At 59.7% G+C, this 22996-nt stretch carries 16 protein-coding genes; 10 read left to right on the top strand and 6 right to left on the bottom strand.

Annotated elements, in window-relative coordinates; all coding sequences use genetic code 11:
- Positions 1 to 3: 3 nt before the first annotated feature.
- The 10 genes from KVG91_RS08670 (at position 4) to KVG91_RS08715 (ending at position 14939) form a co-directional block, all read left to right on the top strand.
- Positions 4 to 1431: a sigma-54-dependent transcriptional regulator gene (locus KVG91_RS08670; RefSeq protein ID WP_169377621.1), complete on the top strand. Its 1428-nt coding sequence runs from the start codon at positions 4 to 6 to the stop codon at positions 1429 to 1431.
- 707 nt (positions 1432 to 2138) lie between these two features.
- On the top strand, positions 2139 to 3542 hold the full coding sequence (locus tag KVG91_RS08675) for a polynucleotide adenylyltransferase PcnB (RefSeq protein WP_169377620.1): 1404 nt from the start codon (positions 2139 to 2141) through the stop codon (positions 3540 to 3542).
- A 2-nt stretch (positions 3543 to 3544) separates the two neighbouring features.
- On the top strand, positions 3545 to 4030 hold the full coding sequence (gene folK, locus KVG91_RS08680; RefSeq protein ID WP_169377619.1) for a 2-amino-4-hydroxy-6-hydroxymethyldihydropteridine diphosphokinase: 486 nt from the start codon (positions 3545 to 3547) through the stop codon (positions 4028 to 4030).
- Positions 4031 to 4394: 364 nt separating this feature from the next.
- The gene (gene panB / locus KVG91_RS08685; protein ID WP_169377618.1) at positions 4395 to 5195 is read left to right on the top strand and encodes a 3-methyl-2-oxobutanoate hydroxymethyltransferase; all 801 of its coding nucleotides are present in this window, start codon (positions 4395 to 4397) and stop codon (positions 5193 to 5195) included.
- On the top strand, positions 5192 to 6043 hold the full coding sequence (panC, locus tag KVG91_RS08690; protein WP_169377617.1) for a pantoate--beta-alanine ligase: 852 nt from the start codon (positions 5192 to 5194) through the stop codon (positions 6041 to 6043). The genes panB and panC overlap by 4 nt, the downstream gene beginning before the upstream one ends.
- Before the next feature lie 212 nt (positions 6044 to 6255).
- A complete protein-coding gene (gene pgi / locus KVG91_RS08695) occupies positions 6256 to 7920 on the top strand; it encodes a glucose-6-phosphate isomerase (protein ID WP_169377616.1) in 1665 nt (554 codons plus the stop codon).
- A 105-nt stretch (positions 7921 to 8025) separates the two neighbouring features.
- Positions 8026 to 9963 carry an acetate--CoA ligase gene (acs, locus tag KVG91_RS08700; RefSeq protein WP_169377615.1) on the top strand — a complete coding sequence of 646 codons (1938 nt, stop codon included), beginning with the start codon at positions 8026 to 8028 and terminating at the stop codon, positions 9961 to 9963.
- A gap of 16 nt (positions 9964 to 9979) precedes the next feature.
- Positions 9980 to 10849 (top strand): oxygenase MpaB family protein, encoded by an 870-nt coding sequence (locus tag KVG91_RS08705; protein WP_169377614.1) that lies wholly within the window; start codon positions 9980 to 9982, stop codon positions 10847 to 10849.
- Between the two features lie 67 nt (positions 10850 to 10916).
- A complete protein-coding gene (locus tag KVG91_RS08710) occupies positions 10917 to 11933 on the top strand; it encodes a class I SAM-dependent rRNA methyltransferase (protein ID WP_169377613.1) in 1017 nt (338 codons plus the stop codon).
- Positions 11934 to 12020: 87 nt separating this feature from the next.
- Positions 12021 to 14939, top strand: coding sequence for a DUF748 domain-containing protein (locus KVG91_RS08715; RefSeq protein ID WP_169377612.1), 2919 nt, complete (start codon positions 12021 to 12023; stop codon positions 14937 to 14939).
- A gap of 289 nt (positions 14940 to 15228) precedes the next feature.
- Here KVG91_RS08715 and KVG91_RS08720 read toward each other — a convergent pair whose 3' ends face one another.
- The 6 genes from KVG91_RS08720 to infB form a co-directional block, all read right to left on the bottom strand.
- Positions 15229 to 15849 (bottom strand): BON domain-containing protein, encoded by a 621-nt coding sequence (locus KVG91_RS08720; protein WP_169377611.1) that lies wholly within the window; start codon positions 15847 to 15849, stop codon positions 15229 to 15231.
- 298 nt (positions 15850 to 16147) lie between these two features.
- Positions 16148 to 18253 (bottom strand): polyribonucleotide nucleotidyltransferase, encoded by a 2106-nt coding sequence (gene pnp / locus KVG91_RS08725; protein WP_169377610.1) that lies wholly within the window; start codon positions 18251 to 18253, stop codon positions 16148 to 16150.
- Positions 18254 to 18448: 195 nt separating this feature from the next.
- On the bottom strand, positions 18449 to 18718 hold the full coding sequence (gene rpsO, locus KVG91_RS08730; protein ID WP_003176135.1) for a 30S ribosomal protein S15: 270 nt from the start codon (positions 18716 to 18718) through the stop codon (positions 18449 to 18451).
- A gap of 261 nt (positions 18719 to 18979) precedes the next feature.
- The gene (gene truB, locus KVG91_RS08735) at positions 18980 to 19897 is read right to left on the bottom strand and encodes a tRNA pseudouridine(55) synthase TruB (RefSeq protein WP_014719950.1); all 918 of its coding nucleotides are present in this window, start codon (positions 19895 to 19897) and stop codon (positions 18980 to 18982) included.
- Positions 19898 to 19900: 3 nt separating this feature from the next.
- On the bottom strand, positions 19901 to 20296 hold the full coding sequence (rbfA, locus tag KVG91_RS08740; RefSeq protein ID WP_057725021.1) for a 30S ribosome-binding factor RbfA: 396 nt from the start codon (positions 20294 to 20296) through the stop codon (positions 19901 to 19903).
- A gap of 159 nt (positions 20297 to 20455) precedes the next feature.
- Positions 20456 to 22981 carry a translation initiation factor IF-2 gene (infB, locus tag KVG91_RS08745; protein WP_076952840.1) on the bottom strand — a complete coding sequence of 842 codons (2526 nt, stop codon included), beginning with the start codon at positions 22979 to 22981 and terminating at the stop codon, positions 20456 to 20458.
- Positions 22982 to 22996 lie beyond the last annotated feature (15 nt).

Genomic DNA, 22996 nt, shown 5'->3' on the forward strand with positions numbered 1-22996 from the left:
TCAATGCCGCACATTTTGATCGTCGAAGACGAAACCATCATCCGCTCTGCCTTGCGTCGCCTGCTTGAACGAAATCAGTACCAGGTCAGCGAAGCCGGCTCGGTGCAGGAAGCCCAGGAGCGTTTCAGTATTCCCACGTTCGACCTGATTGTCAGCGACCTGCGCCTGCCTGGCGCGCCTGGCACCGAGTTGATCAAGCTTGGCCAGGGGACCCCGGTGCTGATCATGACCAGCTACGCCAGCCTGCGCTCGGCGGTGGACTCCATGAAGATGGGCGCGGTGGACTACATCGCCAAGCCTTTCGACCATGACGAAATGCTTCAAGCCGTGGCCCGTATCCTGCGTGACCGCCAGTCGGCCAGCAGTACGCCGGCCGAACCGCGCCCGGCGGGCAAAACCGCCGACAAGCCCAACGTCGACAACAGCAACGGCGAGATCGGCATCATCGGTTCCTGCCCACCGATGCAGGACCTGTACAGCAAGATCCGCAAAGTCGCCCCGACCGACTCCAATGTATTGATCCAGGGCGAGTCAGGCACCGGTAAAGAACTGGTGGCGCGCGCCCTGCACAACCTGTCCAAGCGTGCCAAGGCGCCGATGATCTCGGTGAACTGCGCGGCGATTCCCGAATCCCTGATCGAATCCGAACTGTTCGGCCACGAAAAAGGCGCGTTTACCGGCGCCAGCGCCGGGCGTGCGGGCTTGGTAGAGGCGGCGGACGGCGGCACCTTGTTCCTTGATGAAATCGGCGAACTGCCTCTGGAAGCCCAGGCGCGGTTGCTGCGCGTGCTCCAGGAAGGCGAGATCCGCCGCGTAGGCTCGGTGCAGTCGCAAAAGGTCGATGTACGCCTGATCGCCGCTACCCACCGCGACCTGAAGAGCCTGGCCAAGATCGGCCAGTTCCGTGAAGACTTGTACTATCGCCTGCATGTCATCGCTCTCAAGCTACCGCCCCTGCGTGAACGTGGCGCCGACGTCAATGAGATCGCCCAGGCGTTCCTGCTGCGCCAGAGCGCCCGCATCAACCGCACCGACCTGAAGTTCGCGGCGGACGCCGAGCAGGCGATTCGGCATTACTCGTGGCCGGGCAACGTGCGGGAACTGGAGAATGCGGTCGAGCGTGCGGTAATCCTGTCGGAGAGCCCGGAAATTTCCGCCGAGCTGCTCGGCATCGATATCGAGCTGAGCGACCTGGACGACGACGATTTTGTCGGCCTGGCCCCGCAGCAGGGCGGCAGCAATACCAGCCATGAGCCGACGGAAGATTTGTCACTTGAAGACTACTTCCAGCACTTTGTCCTTGAGCATCAGGACCATATGACCGAGACCGAGTTGGCGCGCAAACTGGGCGTAAGCCGTAAATGCCTGTGGGAACGCCGCCAGCGCCTGGGCATTCCACGCCGCAAGACGGGTGTGGCCAGCGAGAGCTGAGGGTGCGCCCCCACAGGTAACACCCACAGATGTGAAAAAACTGTTACCGCAGATATTTCGCGTAACAAAAGCCGGGGCTTACGGTAACGAAGCCCCGGCTTTTTTTGGCCCGTCAAAAACCCGAATCTGCCTCAACCCCCTGGTTTTGCTGGGTGTCACGAAAGTTGGCACGCACCCTGCTATATGCTTAGTACAAAAACAATAACAAGCTATGTACAAGACAATAAAAATAAGACGAATCGACTCACGCATAACAAAAACAACACGGCGGAGGCGCAGCTAACTGATTCTTTTGGAGAGGCGTTGCATTTGGGGCTTGCCCCGCAACCAGGCCGAGAACAACAAAAACTGCCCTAAGGCAGAGCCTGAACTGGTTGGATCGTAGATCAGCAACACAGCGACCAAAGCAATCCGTTTGCTCTTGGCTCCCGATTGGGAGTGTCATGAAGGTGAAGCTTCATGGCGAGGGCGATCAACAAAAACAAGAAGCCCGCAACCATAATAAAAATAGAGCACGCAACTACTTCTGGGGGAGCTTCGGCTCCCCTTGTAGTTTCCGCTGTTCCGCGCCGTTTTGATGCTCAAACGCTTTTGACGCAAGGCTCGCAGCTTGTTCCTACACCATCCCCCGACTAAATGCTAGAATCCCGGCCCATCATGCGGTCATTCTTCGTTATGGCCGAACATTCCTTCAAACAGTGCATCCCATGCTGAAGAAGTTGTTCCAGTCATTCCGTTCTCCCTTGCGTCGTACGCAACACATTCGCAGCACGCCTGAAGTGCTTAACAGCAATCAGCATTCATTGCAGCGCGCCCAATTCAGCCGCTATGCGGTGAACATCGTCGAACGTTTGCAGAACGCCGGCTACCAGGCCTATCTGGTGGGCGGCTGCGTACGTGACATGTTGCTCAACATCACGCCCAAGGATTTCGACGTCGCCACCAGCGCCACGCCCGAACAGATACGCGCCGAGTTTCGTAACGCGCGGATCATCGGCCGGCGCTTCAAGCTGGTGCATATCCACTTCGGTCGCGAAATCATCGAAGTCGCGACGTTCCGCGCCGGCCACCCGCAAAACGATGAAGAGGAAGACACCAACCAGTCTTCCCGCAACGAGAGCGGCCGTATCCTGCGCGACAACGTCTACGGCACCCTGGAAGAAGACGCGCAACGCCGCGACTTCACCATCAACGCCCTGTATTACGACCCGGTCAGCGAGCGCATCCTCGATTACGCCAATGGCGTGCACGATATTCGCAACCATCTGATCCGCCTGATCGGCGATCCGGTCAAGCGTTATCAGGAAGACCCGGTGCGCATGCTGCGTGCGGTGCGTTTTGCCGCCAAGCTGGACTTCGGTATCGAGAAACATACTGCTGCGCCGATCCGCGAGCTGGCACCGATGCTGCGGGAGATTCCCTCGGCGCGCCTGTTCGAAGAAGTGCTCAAGCTGTTCCTCTCGGGCTATGCTGCCGACACCTTCGAAATGCTCGTCGACCTGCAACTGTTTGACCCGCTGTTCCCGGCCAGCGCCGAAGCGTTGGAACACAACCCGACGTACACCCATACGTTGATCAGCGAAGCGCTGATCAACACCGACCTGCGCATCAAGCAGAACAAGCCGGTAACCCCGGCGTTCCTGTTTGCCGCCCTGTTGTGGCCCGCCCTGCCCAAACGCGTGCTGCGCCTGCAGGACCGTGGCATGCCGCCGATTCCAGCCATGCAGGAAGCCGCGCATGAGCTGATCGCCGAGCAGTGCCAGCGCATTGCAATCCCTAAACGTTTCACCATGCCGATCCGCGAGATCTGGGACATGCAGGAGCGCCTGCCGCGCCGTAGTGGCAAGCGTGCCGACCTGTTGCTGGACAATCCGCGTTTCCGCGCCGGCTATGACTTCCTGCTGCTGCGTGAAAGCGCCGGCGAGCAGACTGACGGCCTCGGTGAATGGTGGACCGCCTACCAGGACGCCAATGACAGCGAGCGCCGCGACATGATCCGCGACCTTGCCGGCAAAGGCGATGGCATTGGCGAGGGGCCGAAGAAGCGCCGTCGCAGTGGCACCAAACGCAAACGCAGCGCTGCTGACGCGTCGGGCGCCGCAGGCGAATAAACGTGGAACGCATCTACATCGGCATGGGCAGCAACCTGGCGGCCCCGGATAAGCAGTTGCGCAGCGCGATCAAAGCGCTGGCGCAATTGCCAGGCACCACCGTCGCCGGCGTTTCCGCTTTCTATCAAAGTGATTCCCTGCTCCCGGGCCAGCCGCGCTACACCAATGCGGTTGCCGCCTTGGACAGCAGCCTTGCGCCCCTCGAGCTGCTGGATGCGCTGCAAACCATTGAGAACGATCAGGGCCGCGAACGCCTTGAGCGTTGGGGCCCACGTACGCTCGACCTGGACATTCTATTGTTCGGGGATCGCCTGATCGACGAGCCGCGCTTGAAGGTGCCGCATTATCAGATACACCTGCGGGCGTTTGTGCTGTACCCGCTGGCTGAACTGGCGCCCGCAGCACTGCACCTGCCCGACGGTCAAACGCTCAGCGACTTGCTGGCCGCCTGCCCGTTTGTCGGCTTGGAACGCCTTCCCCAAGACTGACTCGGTCGATGTGGGAGCTGGCTTGCCTGCGATGCAAGCAACTCGGTCTTTCAGTGAGACCGAGGGGATGCTATCGCAGGCAAGCCAGCTCCCACATTTTGATCTCATGTCACTCGAAACGGCTTGCCAGCTGCTGAATCGCATCAGTAACAGCGGTAACACCGCCATCGTAACAATGCGGTAACACATCCAATTGACTTCCCGTGTCCTCCTCACGACTATAGGCGTCCCGCTGCCGCCAACCCGGCGCTGAAGGGCGCAATCCAGGCCTTATAAGCACTGCTCTCAAGACAGTGCGCCTGTATAAACGAAGACTCACGCGCGTTACTCGCTGTTTCCAAGCGCCTGAACGAGGACCCTTTTCATGCCAGACATTACCCTGACCACCTTGCAGAGCCTCAAGCTCAAAGGTGAAAAAATCACCATGCTGACCTGCTATGACGCCACCTTCGCCCACGCCAGTTGCCAGGCCGGGGTCGAAGTGTTGCTGGTGGGTGACTCCCTGGGCATGGTGCTTCAAGGGAATGACAGCACACTGCCCGTGACCACCGATGAACTCGCGTACCACACCGCCAGCGTCAAGCGCGGTAACGACGGCGCTTTCATCATCGCCGACATGCCGTTCATGGGTTACGCCACACTCGAACAGACGTTCCAGAATGCCGGCAAGCTGATGCAGGCCGGTGCGCACATGATCAAAGTGGAAGGCGCGGTATGGCTGGCCGAATCGATCCGCCTGCTGGCGGAACGCGGCGTGCCGGTATGCGCGCACATGGGCCTGACGCCGCAGTCGGTCAACCTTCTTGGCGGCTATAAGGTCCAAGGGCGCAATGAAGCCCAGGCGCGCCAGATGCGTGCCGACGCCATCGCCCTGGAACAAGCGGGCGCAGCAATGATCCTGCTCGAATGCGTGCCGAGCGAACTGGCGGCCGAAATCACCCAGGCGGTGAAAGTGCCGGTGATCGGGATTGGCGCAGGTTCGGCCACTGATGGCCAAGTGCTGGTATTGCACGACATGCTCGGCCTGTCGATCAGCGGTCGCGTGCCCAAATTCGTGAAGAATTTCATGGCCGGCCAAACCAGTATCCACGACGCATTGAGCGCCTACGTGGCTGACGTCAAAAGCGTGGCCTTCCCTGGCACCGAACACGGATTCTCTGCATGAACACCGTTAAAACCGTACGTGAACTGCGGGCTGCCGTGACCCATGCCCGCAGCGCCGGCAAGCGCATCGGCTTTGTGCCCACCATGGGCAACCTGCACAGCGGCCACGCCACCTTGGTGACCAAGGCTGCCCAACAGGCGGATTTCGTCGTCGCCAGCATCTTCGTCAACCCGCTGCAGTTCGGCGCCGGCGAAGACTTGGACACATACCCTCGCACCTTGGCTGCCGACCAGGAAAAGCTGCTGCAGGCCGGCTGCAATCTGCTGTTCGCGCCCACCGTCGAGGAAATGTACCCCGGCGGCACCACCGGCCAGACCCGTGTCAGCGTGCCACATCTGTCTGAAGGTCTGTGCGGTGCCAGCCGTCCGGGGCACTTCGAAGGCGTGGCGACGGTGGTGAGTAAGCTGTTCAACATGGTCCAGCCAGACATGGCGGTGTTTGGCCAGAAGGACTATCAGCAACTGGCGGTGATCCGCGCCATGGTCCACGACCTGAACATGCCGATCCAGATCATTGGCGAGCCCACCGTGCGTGCCGACGACGGCCTCGCGCTGTCATCACGCAACGGCTACCTCACCGACGAGCAACGCGTCATCGCGCCGGTGCTGTACCGCTGCCTCAGCCAGATTGGCGCGGCGATCAAAGCCGGTGAGCGCGATTTTTCCAGGCTGCGCGCCGAACAGCTCAAGCAGATCGAAGCCGCCGGGCTGCGCCTGGACTACCTCGAAGTACGCCAGGGCGTGCACCTGCGCCAGGCCACGGCTGAGGACCGGGATATCGTGATCCTGGTCGCGGCGTACCTGGGCGCCACCCGCCTCATCGACAACCTGCATCTGATCCTCGACTGACCCCCGCCGGTTGCTCTTCACGCTGTGCCGGTATAAAAAAGTACCGGCCACAGCGCAGACAAAGCCAAGACATATCGGCACGCTAGGTTTAATGTAATCGCCCTGCGCTATGGTTAGCGCTGTCCGGAACCCATTGGCTGATAAAAACTGGACGTTCCGGACCCAGAAGTGTCCTAAAGGCAGTCCCCGTAATAAAAAGGAAACCCGCAGCGATGGCGTACTACCGCACTCCTCATGACGTTACCGCTCTGCCCGCCTGGCAAGCGCTCAATCAACATCGCCAAGCCATGCAGGATTTCAGCATGCGCGAAGCGTTCAATGCCGATCCGCAGCGTTTTTCACAGTTCACCTTGAGCAGCTGCGGACTTTTCCTGGATTACTCCAAAAACCTGATTACCGGCGAAACCCGTGACCTGCTGGTGGCGCTGGCCAAGGAAGTCGACCTCAAGGCGGCGATCGACGCGCTGTACAACGGCGAACCCGTCAACTCTTCCGAACACCGCCCAGCCCTGCACACCGCGCTGCGCCGCCCTGTGGGTGACAAGTTGTCGGTCAACGGCGTGAACATCATGCCGGACGTGCATAAGGTGCTGAACCAGATGACCGACCTGGTCGGGCGCATCCATGACGGCCTGTGGCGTGGCTACACCGAGAAGCCGATCACCGACGTGGTGAACATCGGTATCGGTGGCTCGTTCCTCGGCCCGGAGCTGGTCTCCGAAGCGCTGCTGTCCTACGCCCACAAAGGCGTGCGCTGCCACTACCTGGCAAACATCGACGGCAGCGAGTTCCATGAACTGACCATGAAGTTGCGCGCCGAGACCACGCTGTTCATCGTTTCGTCGAAATCCTTCAACACCCTGGAAACCCTGAAGAACGCCCAGGCCGCCCGCGCCTGGTACCTGGCCCAGGGTGGCTCGGAAGCCGAGCTGTACCGGCACTTCATCGCCGTCTCGAGCAACAACGCGGCAGCGGTCGCCTTCGGTATCCGCGAAGAGAACATCTTCCCGATGTGGGACTGGGTGGGCGGGCGTTACTCGCTGTGGTCGGCCATTGGCTTGCCGATCGCCTTGGCCATCGGCATGTCCAACTTCAAGGAACTGCTGTCCGGCGCCTACACCATGGACCAGCATTTCCAGAACGCGCCTTTCGAACAGAATATGCCGGTGCTGCTGGGCCTGCTGGGCGTGTGGTACGGCAACTTCTGGGGCGCGCAGAGCCATGCGATCCTGCCGTACGACCACTACCTGCGTAACATCACCAAGCACTTGCAACAGTTGGACATGGAATCCAACGGCAAGAGCGTGCGCCAGGACGGTACGCCGGTGGGCACCGAGACCGGTCCGGTCATCTGGGGCGGCGTGGGCTGCAACGGTCAGCATGCCTACCACCAGTTGCTGCACCAGGGGACCCAACTGATCCCGGCCGACTTCATCGTGCCGATCGTCAGCTTCAACCCGGTGTCCGACCACCACCAGTGGCTGTACGCCAACTGCCTGTCCCAGAGCCAGGCATTAATGCTCGGCAAGACCCGCAGCGAAGCCGAAGCCGAGCTGCGCGACAAGGGCATCCCGGAAGAAGACGTGCAGAAGCTCGCCCCGCACAAGGTGATCCCGGGCAACCGCCCGAGCAACACCCTGGTGGTCGAGCGCATCAGCCCGCGTCGCTTGGGCGCACTGGTCGCCATGTATGAACACAAAGTGTTTGTGCAGAGCGTGATCTGGGGCATCAACGCGTTCGACCAATGGGGTGTGGAACTCGGTAAAGAGCTGGGCAAGGGCGTCTACAACCGCCTCACCGGTGCCGAGGAAACCCTGGCTGACGATGCGTCGACCCAAGGCCTGATCAACTACTTCCGCGGTCGTCACCGCGGCTGATCCAGGTGTCGCAAGGCCAACGTCCGTTTGGAGGTTGGCCTTGAACCCTCCCCTTCCAGGGTGCATCTTTATGACTTGTCGCAAAAACAAGAATAAGGATCGCTCATGTTCGATATCAGCACGTTTCCCACCGCCGATGCCGTCCGCCGGGCTGCGCAACTCAGTCAAGAGGACTATCAGCGCCTCTACCGCCAATCCATCGAACAGCCGGACACATTCTGGGCTGAACAGGCCAACGGCTTTCTCGACTGGATAACCCCCTGGCACACCGTTCATCGCTCAGACATTCATACCGGCGACGCACAATGGTTTGCCGGCGGCCAGTTGAACGTCAGCTACAACTGCATCGACCGTCACCTGGCACAACGTGCCGATCAGCCGGCCTTCATCTGGGAAGGCGATGATCCGACGAACGCGGCCCAAATCACCTACCGCCAACTGCACCAGAACGTCAGCCGCCTGGCCAATGTGCTGAAAAGCCGTGGCGTAAAGAAAGGCGATCGGGTGTGCATCTACATGCCAATGATCCCGGAAGCCGCCTACGCCATGCTGGCCTGCACACGGATTGGCGCGGTGCACTCGGTGGTATTTGGCGGGTTCTCGCCGGATGCCCTGCGCGACCGAATTCTTGATGCCGACTGCCGCACCGTCATCACCGCCGATGAAGGCGTGCGCGGCGGCAAGCCCGTGGCACTGAAACAGAATGTAGACAAGGCCTTGGCCAGTTGCCCCGACGTCAGTACGGTGCTGGTGGTTGAACGCACCGGTGCGACCGTCAATTGGACCGAAGGCCGCGATCTCAAGTATCAACAGGCCCTCGACGCCGCCAGCGACGATTGCCCACCCGAGCCGATGGACGCCGAAGACCCGCTGTTCATCCTCTACACTTCCGGCAGCACCGGCAAACCCAAAGGCGTGCTGCACAGCACCGGCGGCTACCTGCTGCAAGCGGCCATGACCTTCAAATACGTACTCGACTACCGCGACGGCGAAGTGTTCTGGTGCACCGCCGATGTGGGCTGGGTCACCGGCCACAGCTACATCGTGTACGGTCCGCTGGCCAACGGCGCGACCTCGCTGATGTTCGAAGGTGTACCGAGCTACCCGGACAGCTCGCGCTTCTGGCAAGTGATCGACAAGCACAAGGTCAATATCTTCTACACCGCGCCTACCGCGTTGCGCGCGTTGATGCGCGAGGGCCATGGCCCGCTGGAAAATACGTCCCGCGCCAGCCTGCGCTTGCTCGGCAGCGTGGGCGAGCCGATCAACCCGGAAGCCTGGGACTGGTACTTCAACGCCGTGGGCGAACAGCGCTGCCCGATCGTGGACACCTGGTGGCAGACCGAGACCGGCGGCATCATGCTCAGCCCATTGGTGAGCGCCCAGCGGATCAAGCCCGGCTGCGCAACCCGGCCAATGTTCGGCGTGCAGCCCGTATTGCTCGACGAGCAAGGCAAGGAAATCAGTGGCGCCGGCAGCGGCGTGCTGGCGATCAAGGCCAGCTGGCCGGGGCAAATCCGCAGCGTGTACGGCGATCCGCAGCGCATGGTCGACACCTATTTCAAACCCTACCCCGGTTATTACTTCACCGGTGACGGCGCGCGGCGCGATGAGGACGGCGATTACTGGATCACCGGGCGCATCGACGATGTGATCAACGTTTCCGGCCACCGCATCGGCACCGCCGAGGTGGAGAGTGCCCTGGTGCTCCACGATCAAGTGGCCGAAGCCGCCGTGGTCGGCTATCCCCATGACGTCAAAGGCCAGGGCATCTATGCCTTTGTCACGCCCATGAATGGCGTAGAGCCCAGCGACGCGCTGAAAAAGCACCTGCTGGAATTGGTCAGCAAGGAAATCGGCAGCTTTGCCAAGCCGGAACTGATCCAATGGGCACCGGCCTTGCCGAAAACCCGTTCCGGCAAGATCATGCGCAGAATTTTGCGCAAGATCGCCTGCAACGAACTCGACAGCCTCGGTGATACTTCGACCCTGGCCGACCCCAGCGTTGTAGAAGGCCTGATCGACAAACGCCTGAACCGATAGGAACCCCTGAATCGCCATGGAATTTATCCGCAGCCGTATCGAAACCCAGTTGCTGAGCCTGACCGGCCTGGCGCTGGGCCAGCTGGACCTGGAAAACCCCAAGGGCGACCCGGGCCTGTTCGGGCCGGACTCGGTGAGCTGGCAAGTCCATGGTGATTTCAGCAGCATGCTCATTGGCGGCATCAGTGCCTTGATGCTGCAAGCCTTGCACCCATTGGCCCTGGCCGGTGTGTGGGACCATTCGAATTTTCGCCAGGACATGCTCGGGCGCTTGCGGCGTACCTCGCAGTTCATCTCCGGCACCACCTTCGGCTCGCGCAAAGACGCCGAATGGCTGATCGAAAAAGTGCGCACCATTCACCTGCAGGTGGTGGGGCACGCGCCAGACGGGCGGCCTTATGCGGCCAGCGATCCGGAACTGCTGACCTGGGTGCATGTGGCGGAAGTCAGTAACTTCCTGGCCGCGCACTTGCGCTACCGTAACCCGCATCTTTCGGGCCTGAACCAGGACCGCTACTACAGTGAAATTGCCTTGGTGGCGGAACGCCTGGGCGCGCTGAATGTTCCGCGCTCCCGCCAGGACATTGCGGATTACATGGTCCGCATCCGCCCGCAATTGCTGTGCGACGACCGCAGCCGCGAAGTGCTGCGTTTGCTGCTCAACGCGCCCTCCCCCAGCCTGCTGGCCAAACCCTTCGGCAGCTTGATGATGCAGGCCGGGATCGACCTGCTGCCGGACTGGGCCAGCGCCATGCTCCAGCAACCCCAGAGCCCGCTGCAGCGCCAGATGGTCCGCGCCGGGGTCAAGCGCAGTGCGCCAATGTTGCGTTGGGCGATGCGCAACGGTTCGGTGCAACGCGCCCATCGGCGGATGGGGTTGATGTAGGCGACGGTGCATAGCTGCTAAACTCCGCGCCCTCATTGCCATCCATTTACTTAGCCAGGCGCGCTCCATGTCTTCCTTGAACCAGGCGCTGCGCGCCGCCCTCGATCATCGCCAAGACCTGATCGGCGAGTTGCACGCCCAGGGCACCGATTGCTACCGGCTGTTCCATGGCAGCCAGGAAGGCGCCGGCGGCCTGACCATCGATCGCTACGGCCCGCAATTGCTGGTACAGAGCTTCCACAACGCCCTGGAAAGCGCAGACCTGCTGGCCCTGCATCAGCAGGTCAACCAGTACATGGGCCTGGAACTGCTGCTGGTGTACAACGACCGCTCCCGTGGCAATTCGCGCATCGACCGCGAAGACACGGTCTACCGCGCCGAACCCGCGGCGCTGGACGATCTGGTTGGCCACGAATGGGGCCTCAATTACCGCGTGCGCGGGCGGCATGCGGGGCAAGACCCGCTGCTGTTCCTGGATCTGCGTAACACGCGGGGTTGGGTCAAGGCACACAGCACCGGCAAGAGCGTGCTGAACCTGTTCGCCTACACCTGCGGCGTGGGCCTGAGCGCCGCCGCCGGGGGCGCACGCGAGGTGTGCAACCTGGATTTTGCCGAGGGCAACCTGGCGGTCGGCCGCGAAAATGGCCTGCTGAACCCGCAGTTGCCGACCATGCAATTCGTGCAGTCCGACTACTTTCCGGCGATCCGCCAACTGGCGGGCCTGCCGATCACCCAGCGGCGCGGGCAAAAGCTGCCCAGTTATCCGCGCCTGGAACAGCGCCAATACGACTTGGTATTGCTCGACCCTCCAGCCTGGGCCAAGAGCGCGTTCGGCACCGTCGACCTGCTGCGCGACTACCAGAGCCTGCTCAAGCCGGCGCTGCTTGCCACCGCCGATAATGGCGTGCTGATCTGCTGCAACAACCTGGCGAAAGTCAGCATGGAGGACTGGCGTGAACAGGTACTGCGTTGTGCGGACAAGGCCGGGCGCCCCGTGCGCGAATGGGAAATCATGACGCCTGGTGCGGACTTTCCCTCACAGGATCAACAGCCTCCGTTGAAAACCCTGATACTTCAGCTGTAAGAGGTTTCCCAAAGGCCCAGCGCTTCGGAACCGAAAAGCCGTGCCATACTCCAAGGCACTCCTGTTTGACATAGATGGCGCCGCCCCATGCCCAAAGGATTGATCCGCGCCGCTGGCGCGTTGTTGACTGCCCTTGCCCTGTACAGCTTGCTGGGCTTTTTGATTCTCCCCGGTATCGCGCTTCGGATTGCCAACCAGCAACTGGCCGATTACGCCACGGTACCGGCACGGATCGAGCGGATCGAGCTCAACCCGTTCAGCCTGGAAGTGACAGCATGGGGGTTGAAAATCGGTGAGCCCGGCAAGGAACAGGTGGGTTTCGAGCGCCTCTACGCCAACCTGCAGATCGACAGCCTCTGGACCCGCGCCCTGCATCTGGCTGACGTGCAATTGGACAAGCCCAAGACCGAGCTGCTGTTCAACAAATCCGGCCAGTTGAACCTGGCGCAGCTGTTCAAGCTGCCACCCAGCGAGCCAACCCCGGCCGATCCTGATGCCAAGCCGTTTCCGTTGCGTATAGACAGCATCAAACTGGCCGGCGGTTATGTGCACTTCCAGGACTTGCGCCCCAGCGAGCCTATCGAATTCCTTTATGACACCCTCGACTTCGAACTGAAGAACCTCAGTACCCTGCCGGAAGACAATGCCGACATGACGCTGGTGGCAGCCGGGCCTGATGGCGGGCAGATCGACTGGAAAGGCAACTTCAGCCTGGTGCCTATCACCTCCGAAGGCACCTTGAAGGTCACCGATGGCAAGATGAAAGCCTGGTGGCCCTATGTACGCGACGCGCTGCCCTTGGTGCTGGAAGACGGCGTGCTCAACTTCAGCACCGAATATAAGTTCAGCCTGGCCCAGGAGACCGAGCTGAAACTGACCAACACCGCCGCCAGCATTGCGCCCTTTGCCATGAAGGCACCGGACGGTCGTCCATTGGTGCGCCTGGAGCGCCTGGATGTCAGCGAGACCACAGTGGACCTGGCCAAGCAGCAGGTGATAGTCGGCAAGATCCGCAGCAGCAAACTGGAAACCTGGGCGGCCCTTGAGGCCGACGGCCAACTGGATTGGCAAAAACTGTTCGCCAGCCAACCTACCAAACCCGCCAAGGCGCCGGAACCCGCCACTGCGCCGGCCACTGCCGACTCGCCTAAAGCTGAACCCGCCGCACCAGGCAAGCCCTGGCAAGTACTCCTCAAGGATGTGCAACTGCGTAACTATCAGGTGCACCTGGCAGACCGTCAGGCCAAGCCTGCGGTCGCGCTGGAACTGGGCCCGTTGAATGTCGATGTGCAGAACTTCGATAGCCTCAACCAGAGCCCGTTCAGCTTGAAGGTCGACACGGGCCTGGGCAAGCAAGGCAAGCTTCAGGCGACCGGCGCGGTCAGCCTCAATCCGGTCAGCGCCAAGCTGAACGTGAATACCCAGGACATCGACCTGCGGGTTGCGCAGCCCTATATCAGCCCGTTCATCCGCCTGGAACTGCGCAGCGGCATGCTCGGTAGCAATCTCGACGTCGACTTGAAAAGCACTGATCCCTTGAAGCTGCAGATCACGGGACGGGCGCAGGTCGACCAGTTGCATACGCTGGACACCCTCAAGACCCGCGACTTCGTCAAATGGCAGCGACTGATGCTCGAAGGCGTTAACTACCAGCACGGCGATAGCCTGTCGATCGACAAGGTCAACCTGCTGCAGCCCTATGCGCGCTTCATGATCAACGATGACCGCACCACCAACGTTGACGACCTGTTGATCCCGCAACCGGCCGACAAAGGCGCCAAGCCCGCCAACAACGAAAAGCCTTTGGGCATCCGTATCGGGCAGATTGCGATCAACGACGGTTCGGCCAACTTTGCCGACTTCAGCCTTACACCAAACTTCGCCACCGCCATTCAACAGCTCAACGGGCAGATCGGCACGATTGACAGCCGCCAGGCCAAACCGGCCAGCGTCGATATCAAGGGTAAAGTTGATCGCTATGCGCCGGTTACCATCAAAGGCAGCGTGAACCCGTTTGATCCCATGGCGGCGCTGGACATTGCCACCAGTTTCAAACGTGTCGAACTGACCACCCTGACCCCCTATTCCGGCAAGTTTGCCGGGTTCCGTATCCGCAAGGGGCGTCTGAACCTCGACCTGCACTATGTGATTACCAAGGGCCAGTTGAAGGCCGAAAACAAAGTGGTGGTCGAGCAATTGCAGCTGGGCGAGAAAGTCGACAGTGACGATGCGGTGGACCTTCCAATTCGCCTGGCGGTCGCGCTGCTCAAGGATACAAATGGCAAGATCACCATCGAATTGCCGGTGACAGGCGATCTGAACAACCCGCAATTCAGCGTGATGCCGATTGTTTGGCAGACCCTGCGTAACCTGGTGCTGCGCGCGGCAACGGCACCCTTCAAGTTTATCGGCGGGCTGGTGACCGGCGGGGGCTCGGAAGACCTCGGTAATGTGTCGTTCGCCGCAGGATCCAGCGAGTTGAACAAGGACGCCGAGGGGGCCTTGAATACCCTGGCCAAGGCCCTGAAAGAACGGCCTACCCTGCGCCTGGAAATCGAAGGCACCGCGGCCGCCAGCAGCGATGGCCCGTTCCTCGCTGCACAGCGACTGGAACGTGAATACCAATACAACTACTACAAGATCCTCCAGCGACGTGGCGACAAGGTGCCCGCCCAGGCTTCGCTGCTTGTCGTACCCGAAAAAGAAAAGGCGCCCTTGCTCGAAGGCATCTACCGCACCCGCCTGAAACAACAACCGCCGGCCGAATGGAAGGACCTGAGCAACGACGAACGCAGTGCGAAGCTTCGTGACGGCGTGATCAAGTTCTGGAGCGCCAGTGATGTGTTACTGCGCCAACTGGGTCAGGACCGCGCAGGCACCATCAAGGACTACCTGGTGGACAAAGGCCAGTTGGAAGATGATCGGGTGTACTTCATTGATGCGCAGTTGGGGCAGGCTGAAAAAGACGGTCGGGTGGTCACGCCGATGCATCTGGATGCCGAATAACTGTTGAGCGACCCATCAAAATGTGGGAGCTGGCTTGCCTGCGATGCAGATACCTCGGTCAATCAGCTTAACCGAGGTGATGCTTTCGCAGGCAAGCCAGCTCCCACATTGATCTTTGTCGGTCTCAAGACTTCGGTTCAGGCCCACAATAGAACAGGCCCCGACACAAGTGCCGGGGCCTGTAATGACCACATCCGTGTGGTCGGTCGCATGAACCTGTGAGGTGCATTGAGTGGATATCTAACTCACTCGTTGCCGCCGCCTTATAGTTCAGACGAATTGTTGAGCGTTACTCTGCTTTCAGGCCATCGGCCGATACAGCTTTAACGCCTTTGATCTTCTTGGTGATCGCTACTGCGGTTTCTTTCTGCGCTTCAGTTACGGCAGTAGAGGACGACAGGGAAACAACACCTTTGTTGGTTTCGACTTTGATATCGGTGCCAGGAATGCCTTTCTCGGTAACCAGGTCAGCCTTCACTTTGGTGGTGATCCAAGTATCGCTAGTCGCCTCGCCAGCGTTGTGGGCTGCGCCTTTGGTTTTATCGATACCGTCAGCCTTGGTAGCGCCGCCAGCCAGCAGGCCGTCTGCCGAAACAGCAGTCACGCCTTTGATTTTCTTGGTGATGGCTACAGCGGTCGCTTTCTGCGAGTCCGAGATAGCGACTTCGGAAGACAGGGAAACCACACCTTTGTTGGTCTCGACCTTGATATCCGAACCAGGGATGCCTTTTTCAGTCAGCAGGTCAGCTTTGACTTTAGTGGTGATCCAAGTGTCCGAGGTAGACTCTTTGGCTTTGGTCATTTCACCGGCCGCCAAGGTCATCGGGGCTTGGGAAGTCTGAGCAAAGGCTACGTTAGCACCCATGGCCAGAGTCAGAGCGGTAGCAGTAGCGAGAGCGAACTTCTTCATACGAGTAACTCCTGTTTTATTAAAAGACTGCAGTACGTAAACCTCGATACTGCAGCGCTGACAGGGATATTGCAGGCAATGTGCCAAGATCCATGCTCGAATGAAACCCTTTAAAAACAACGAGTTGTAAAATCAGAGCATTCTTGTAATCGTGCAACTTGCATGAACACGGCTTCGCTTGCATGCAAGTTGCGGCTTTTGCCACGGATTAAACAACTGATTTTTTTGGTATTTTTCCGTCACGCAAAAAAAAGGACTCCGAAGAGTCCTTTTTTTCAGCGTCGAACCAGGGGTTTGATTAAACGCCCGAAGCCTTGGCTGCTGCTACGTCCTTGATGGACAGCTTGATACGGCCGCGGTTGTCCACGTCCAGTACCAGCACTTCCACTTCCTGGCCTTCTTTGAGAATGTCGGTCACTTTCTCAACGCGAGCGTCGCTCAGCATGGAGATGTGAACCAGACCGTCTTTGCCCGGCAGGATGTTCACGAATGCGCCGAAGTCGACGATGCGCTCAACCTTGCCGATGTAGATCTTGCCGATCTCGGCTTCAGCGGTGATACCCAGAACGCGCTGACGCGCGGCCTCTGCAGCTTCCTTGGTTTCGCCGAAGATCTTGATCGAGCCGTCGTCTTCGATGTCGATCGAAGCCTTGGTCTCTTCGCAGATCGCACGGATGGTCGCGCCGCCTTTACCGATGACATCACGGATTTTGTCGGTGTCGATTTTCATCGCGATCATGGTCGGAGCATTTTCCGACAGCTCGGTACGCGACTGACCAATGATCTGGTTCATCTGGCCGAGGATGTTCAGGCGCGCTTCCAGGGCTTGGCCCAGGGCGATTTCCATGATCTCTTCGGTGATGCCCTTGATCTTGATGTCCATCTGCAGCGCGGTCACACCTTTGGCGGTACCGGCTACCTTGAAGTCCATGTCGCCCAAGTGATCTTCGTCGCCCAGGATGTCGGTCAGGATGGCGAATTTCTCGCCTTCTTTAACCAGGCCCATGGCGATACCGGCAACCGGTGCCTTCATCGGCACACCGGCGTCCATCAGTGCCAGGGAAGCGCCGCAGACCGAAGCCATGGAGCTGGAACCGTTGGATTCGGTGATTTCCGACACGACGCGAATGGTGTATGGGAACACGTCGGCAGCCGGCAGCATCGCGGCGATCGAACGACGGGCCAGACGGCCGTGACCGATTTCGCGGCGACCGGCGCCACCCATGCGACCACACTCGCCCACCGAGAACGGAGGGAAGTTGTAGTGCAGCATGAACGGGTCTTTTTTCTCGCCTTCCAGGGTGTCCAGCAGTTGTGCGTCACGGGCGGTGCCCAGGGTCGCGACGACCAGTGCCTGAGTTTCACCACGGGTGAACAGTGCCGAACCGTGAGTCTTCGGCAGGACGCCGACTTCGATGTTCAACGGACGCACGGTGCGCGTGTCGCGACCGTCGATACGTGGCTTGCCGTTAACGATGTTCTCGCGAACGGTGCGGTATTCGATTTCGCCGAAAGCCGCTTTGACTTCGCTGGAAGAAGGCTGGCCTTCTTCACCGGACAGCTTGGCGACGACCTGGTCCTTCAGCTCGCCCAGGCGAGCGTAACGGTCGGCCTTGACGGTGATGGCGTAGGCCTGGGAGATCGCGTCGCCGAACTCGGCACGGATAGCGGCCAGCAACTCGGTGGCTTCAGGCTGTGGAGCCCAGGTCCAGGTTGGCTTGGCAGCTTCAGCGGCCAGTTCCTTGACGGCGTTGATCACCACCTGGAACTCGTCGTGGGCGAACAGTACGGCGCCCAGCATCTGGTCTTCGGTCAGCTCTTTGGCTTCCGATTCAACCATCAACACGGCTTCCGAGGTACCGGCAACGACCATGTCCAGGCTCGATGCTTTCTGTTGCTCGTAAGTCGGGTTCAGCAGGTAGCCGGTGCTTTCGTGGAACGCAACGCGGGCAGCGCCGATCGGGCCATCGAAAGGAATACCGGAAATAGCCAGGGCGGCCGAAGTACCGATCATCGCAGCGATGTCCGGATCGGTCTTCTTGCTGGTGGAAACGACGGTGCAGACAACCTGCACTTCGTTCATGAAGCCTTCTGGGAACAGCGGACGGATCGGACGGTCGATCAGTCGGGAAGTCAGGGTTTCTTTCTCGGAAGGACGGCCTTCACGTTTGAAGAAACCGCCAGGGATCTTACCAGCAGCGTAAGTCTTTTCCTGGTAGTGAACGGACAGAGGGAAAAAGCCTTTGCTCGGGTCAGCGGTCTTGGCGCCAACAACGGTCACCAGTACGGTAACGTCGTCGTCAACGGTAACCAGCACTGCGCCGGAGGCTTGACGGGCGATACGGCCTGTCTCGAGGGTAACGGTCGACTGACCGAACTGGAATTTTTTGATAACCGGGTTCACGGTGTCCTACCTTCTTTGTGGCTCTTGGGGAACTTGTTTTCTTGCGAAATTCTTGGGCAATGTCGGGAATCGGCCCGACCCTCGTCCAGGGTAAAACGTTGTATCCAGATAAAACTTGAGGCTGGGAGCCTGCCATGGGCCAGCGGGAATCCCACTGACACACGGCAGACAACCAACCTCTAGCGCAATCGCTGATTAGCGACGCAGACCCAGGCGACCGATCAGAGCCTGATAACGACCCAGATCCTTGCCTTTCAGGTAGTCCAGCAGCTTACGGCGCTGGTTTACCATGCGGATCAGACCACGACGGGAGTGGTGATCTTTACCGTTGGCCTTGAAGTGACCCTGCAGCTTGTTGATGTTGTGGGTCAGCAGTGCAACTTGCACTTCTGGCGAACCAGTGTCACCAACAGCTTGCTGATAGTCAGCTACGATTTGTGCTTTTTCTTGAACGTCGAGAGCCATGAGGCAATCCTTTTTTTCAGGAAACCACCCAAAGGGCAGTTTCAACAGGCCAGGGACAAATCCCTGTATCTAAAAATGAGAAGTGACCATGCCTGTTAACAGCCACCCTCGTTCCAGTTTGCGTAAAAGCTACTGCGCTCGGTAATCCTGCGTCAAAAACAGGCTCGGAATGCTCATTAACAGCAGTTAACTCCGCTTCCTCGCCTGTTTTTTCCTTGTCTTACCTTCGCTCGCTACGCTTTTACCACAAACTGGTTCCGGTCATTCTGACCGAATCAGTCGACGTGGCGCGATGCGCCCGTCTTCGCTCACTTCACCGATACCGATAAAGCGACCGTTATGATCCTGTACCCGCACCATACCGAACTTCGGTGCATCCGGGGCACGTACCGGTTGGCCGTTGAGCCAATAAAACGCGCTGTGCTCCGAAAAGTGCAGTAATGGCCAATCCAGCAACCCGCTGTCCGACGGCATCAGGAAGCGATCAACCGCTTCGTTGCCACCTTCGGCGTGTACCGCTTCCAACTCTTCCAGCGTGACCGTCTGGGCCAGGCTGAAAGGGCCGGCCTGGGTGCGTCGCAGTTCTGCAACGTACGCGCCGCAACCGAGCTTTTCACCGATATCTTCCACCAGGGTACGGATATAGGTGCCTTTGCTGCAGTCCACCGCCAGTCGGGCAGTGTCACCTTCACAGGCAAGCAATTCCAGCCGGGCAATAGTAACAGAACGCGGTTCACGCTCCACCACTTCACCCGCACGCGCCAGCTTGTAAAGAGGTTGCCCATCACGCTTGAGAGCCGAGTACATCGGCGGTATCTGGCTGATTTGCCCACGGAAAGCGGGCAAGGCAGCTTCAATATCGGCACGACCAACGGTCACATCGCGAACCTGCAAGACATCACCCTCGGCGTCGGCCGTGGTGGTGGTCTTGCCCAGTTGCATCAAGGTTTCATAACCCTTGTCGGAATCGAGCAGGTATTGCGAGAACTTGGTGGCCTCGCCAAAGCACAACGGCAGTACGCCGGTGGCCAGGGGATCGAGGCTGCCAGTGTGCCCGGCCTTCTCGGCGTTGAGCAGCCAGCGGACCTTCTGCAGCGCGGCATTGGAGGTAAAGCCAATCGGCTTGTCGAGCAGAATGATGCCGCTGACGTTGCGACGGATACGTTTGACCTGAGCCACCGCTTACTCCTTGGCGTCTTCAGGTGTGGACGGGTGCTGGCTGTCTTCAGCCACCGCGCGCTCGATCAAAGCCGACAGGTGCGCACCGCGTACGACGCTTTCGTCGTAGTGGAAATGCAACTGGGGCACGCTGCGCAGCTTCATTTCACGAGCCAACTGCATGCGCAGGAAACCCGCGGCAGCATTGAGCACCTTGATGCTTTGCGCGATTTCTTCGCTGCTGTCCTGCCCCATCACGGTGATGAAGATCTTGGCGTGACCTACGTCACGACTCACTTCAACTGCAGTGATGGTGACCAGGCCAACACGTGGATCCTTGACTTCGCGACGGATCAGTTGGGCCAGCTCGCGCTGCATCTGATCGCCGATACGCTGGGTACGGCTGTATTCTTTTGCCATGTCTTGTTACCTGTTACTGCCACACGGTGAAACCCGTGGGGTCTGAAAGCGGCAAACGCCCGGCCTGACAAAAGCCAGACCGGGCGTTGCGTTTAGAGTCCGGACACAACGCGGGGCATCTGCATGCCCACACGCCGTGTGGCTCCTGAAGTGCGCGAGTCAGAGGCTGCGAGCAACCTGAACCTTCTCGTAGACTTCGATCTTGTCGCCAGGCTTGACGTCGTTGTAGCTCTTGACGCCGATACCACATTCCATGCCGGCACGCACTTCGGAAGCGTCATCCTTGAAGCGGCGCAGGGATTCCAGCTCGCCTTCAAAGATAACGATGTCTTCACGCAGTACACGGATTGGACGGTTACGGTGCACAACACCTTCGATAACCATGCAACCGGCGATCGCGCCGAATTTCGGCGAGCGGAACACGTCACGCACCTCGGCCACACCCAGGATGTTCTCCCGAACGTCGCTGCCAAGCATGCCGGTAAGGGCTTTCTTGACGTCTTCGATGATGTCGTAGATGACGTTGTAGTAACGCATGTCCAGGCCTTCCTGCTCGACGATCTTGCGAGCGCCAGCATCGGCACGCACGTTGAAGCCGAACAGTACAGCGTTGGAAGCCAGTGCCAGGTTGGCGTCGGATTCGGTGATACCACCGACACCGCCACCCACGACACGCACTTGCACTTCGTCGTTACCCAGGCCGTTCAAGGCGCCGTTCAACGCTTCGAGGGAACCACGGACGTCAGATTTGAGGACGATGTTGAGCGTCTTCTTCTCTGCCTGGCCCATGTTCTCGAAGATATTTTCCAGCTTGCCGGCGTGAGCACGCGCCAGTTTGACTTCGCGGAACTTGCCTTGACGGAACAGAGCCACTTCACGGGCTTTCTTCTCGTCGGCAACCACGCTCATCTCGTCGCCAGCATCCGGGGTACCGTCCAGGCCGAGGATCTCGACAGGGATGGAGGGACCGGCTTCCTTGATTGGCTTGCCGTTCTCGTCGAGCATGGCACGTACGCGGCCGTAGTTCGAACCGACCAGTACCATGTCGCCTTGGCGCAGGGTACCGTCTTGAACCAGGACGGTTGCAACCGGGCCACGACCTTTGTCGAGACGCGATTCAACCACAACACCGCGGCCTGGAGCCGATGGGGTTGCCTTGAGTTCGAGTACTTCGGCTTGCAGCAGGACCGCTTCGAGCAGTTCGTCTACACCGGTACCGACTTTCGCCGAGACCGAAACGAACGGCGTATCACCGCCCCACTCTTCGGAAGTCACGCCGTGAACCGACAGTTCGCTACGGATGCGATCAAGATCGGCGCCCGGCTTGTCGATCTTGTTCACTGCAACAACCAGTGGAACACCGGCAGCCTTGGCGTGCTGGACAGCTTCAATGGTCTGCGGCATCACGCCGTCATCCGCTGCAACCACCAGGATCACGATGTCAGTCGCCTTGGCACCACGGGCGCGCATCGCGGTAAACGCGGCGTGACCTGGGGTGTCGAGGAAGGTGACCATGCCGCGCTCGGTTTCAACGTGGTACGCACCGATGTGCTGGGTGATACCGCCGGCTTCGCCAGCCGCTACCTTGGCACGACGGATGTAGTCGAGCAGCGACGTCTTACCATGGTCAACGTGGCCCATTACGGTCACAACTGGCGCACGGGAGAACGTCTCACCTTCAAACTTCAGGGACTCGGCCAGGGAATCTTCCAGGGCAGTGTCGCTGACCAGGGTCACTTTGTGGCCCAGTTCTTCGGCTACCAGCTGAGCAGTTTCCTGATCAAGCACCTGGTTGATGGTCGCTGGAGTACCCAGTTTGAACATGAACTTGATGATTTCAGCCGCCTTGACCGACATCTGGTTGGCAAGATCGCCAACGGTGATGGTCTCGCCGATCTGCACATCACGCACGACAGGGCCGGTTGGGCTCTGGAAACCGTGGGCGTTGCGCTTTTTCAGCTTGGCCTTGCCGCGACCACCACGACGGAAACCGTCGCTTTCTTCATCGGTAGTCCGTGGGGCAACGCGTGGCGCAGGCGCTTTCTCTTTGACCGAAGCACGATGCGGAGCGTTTTTGCGCTCGCCATCACCGCCGCCACCGCGACGATTGTTATCGTCAGCACGCGGCTTGTCCGGACGACGAGGTTCGTCGCGTTTGCGGGCGTCAGCAGCCGGCGCTGGTGCAGGGGCAACCGGAGCGGCCTCACGCACAGCTTCCACTGGTGCGCCAGGCGCGGCAACCGCGTCAGTGCCAGCAGGTTGCGCAGCAGCAGGCTGGCGACGCGCTTCTTCTTCGGCGCGACGCTTGGCTTCTTCTTCAGCCTTCTGACGTGCAGCATTTTCTACTGCGCGACGTTCTTCCAGATCGCGCTTGCGCTCGGCTTCGATTTCTTCCGGGCTGCGTTGTACGAAGACTTTCTTCTTGCGTACTTCAACGCTGATGCTCTTGCTACCCGCAACACGCAGGGTGCTGGTGGTTTTGCGCTGCAGTGTAATCTTGCGCGGTTCTTCCACTTTCGCCTTGTGGCTGCTCTTCAAGTGAGTCAGCAAAGACTGCTTCTCACTGTCGCTCACACCTTCGTCGGCGGCGGTGTGCGGCAGACCTGCCTCACGCATCTGCTGCAACAGGCGCTCTACCGGTGTTTTGACCTCATCGGCCAGTTGTTTCACCGTGACTTGCGTCATGCACTTCTCTCCTCA

The organism is Pseudomonas azadiae (assembly GCF_019145355.1).
Lineage (GTDB): Bacteria > Pseudomonadota > Gammaproteobacteria > Pseudomonadales > Pseudomonadaceae > Aquipseudomonas > Aquipseudomonas azadiae.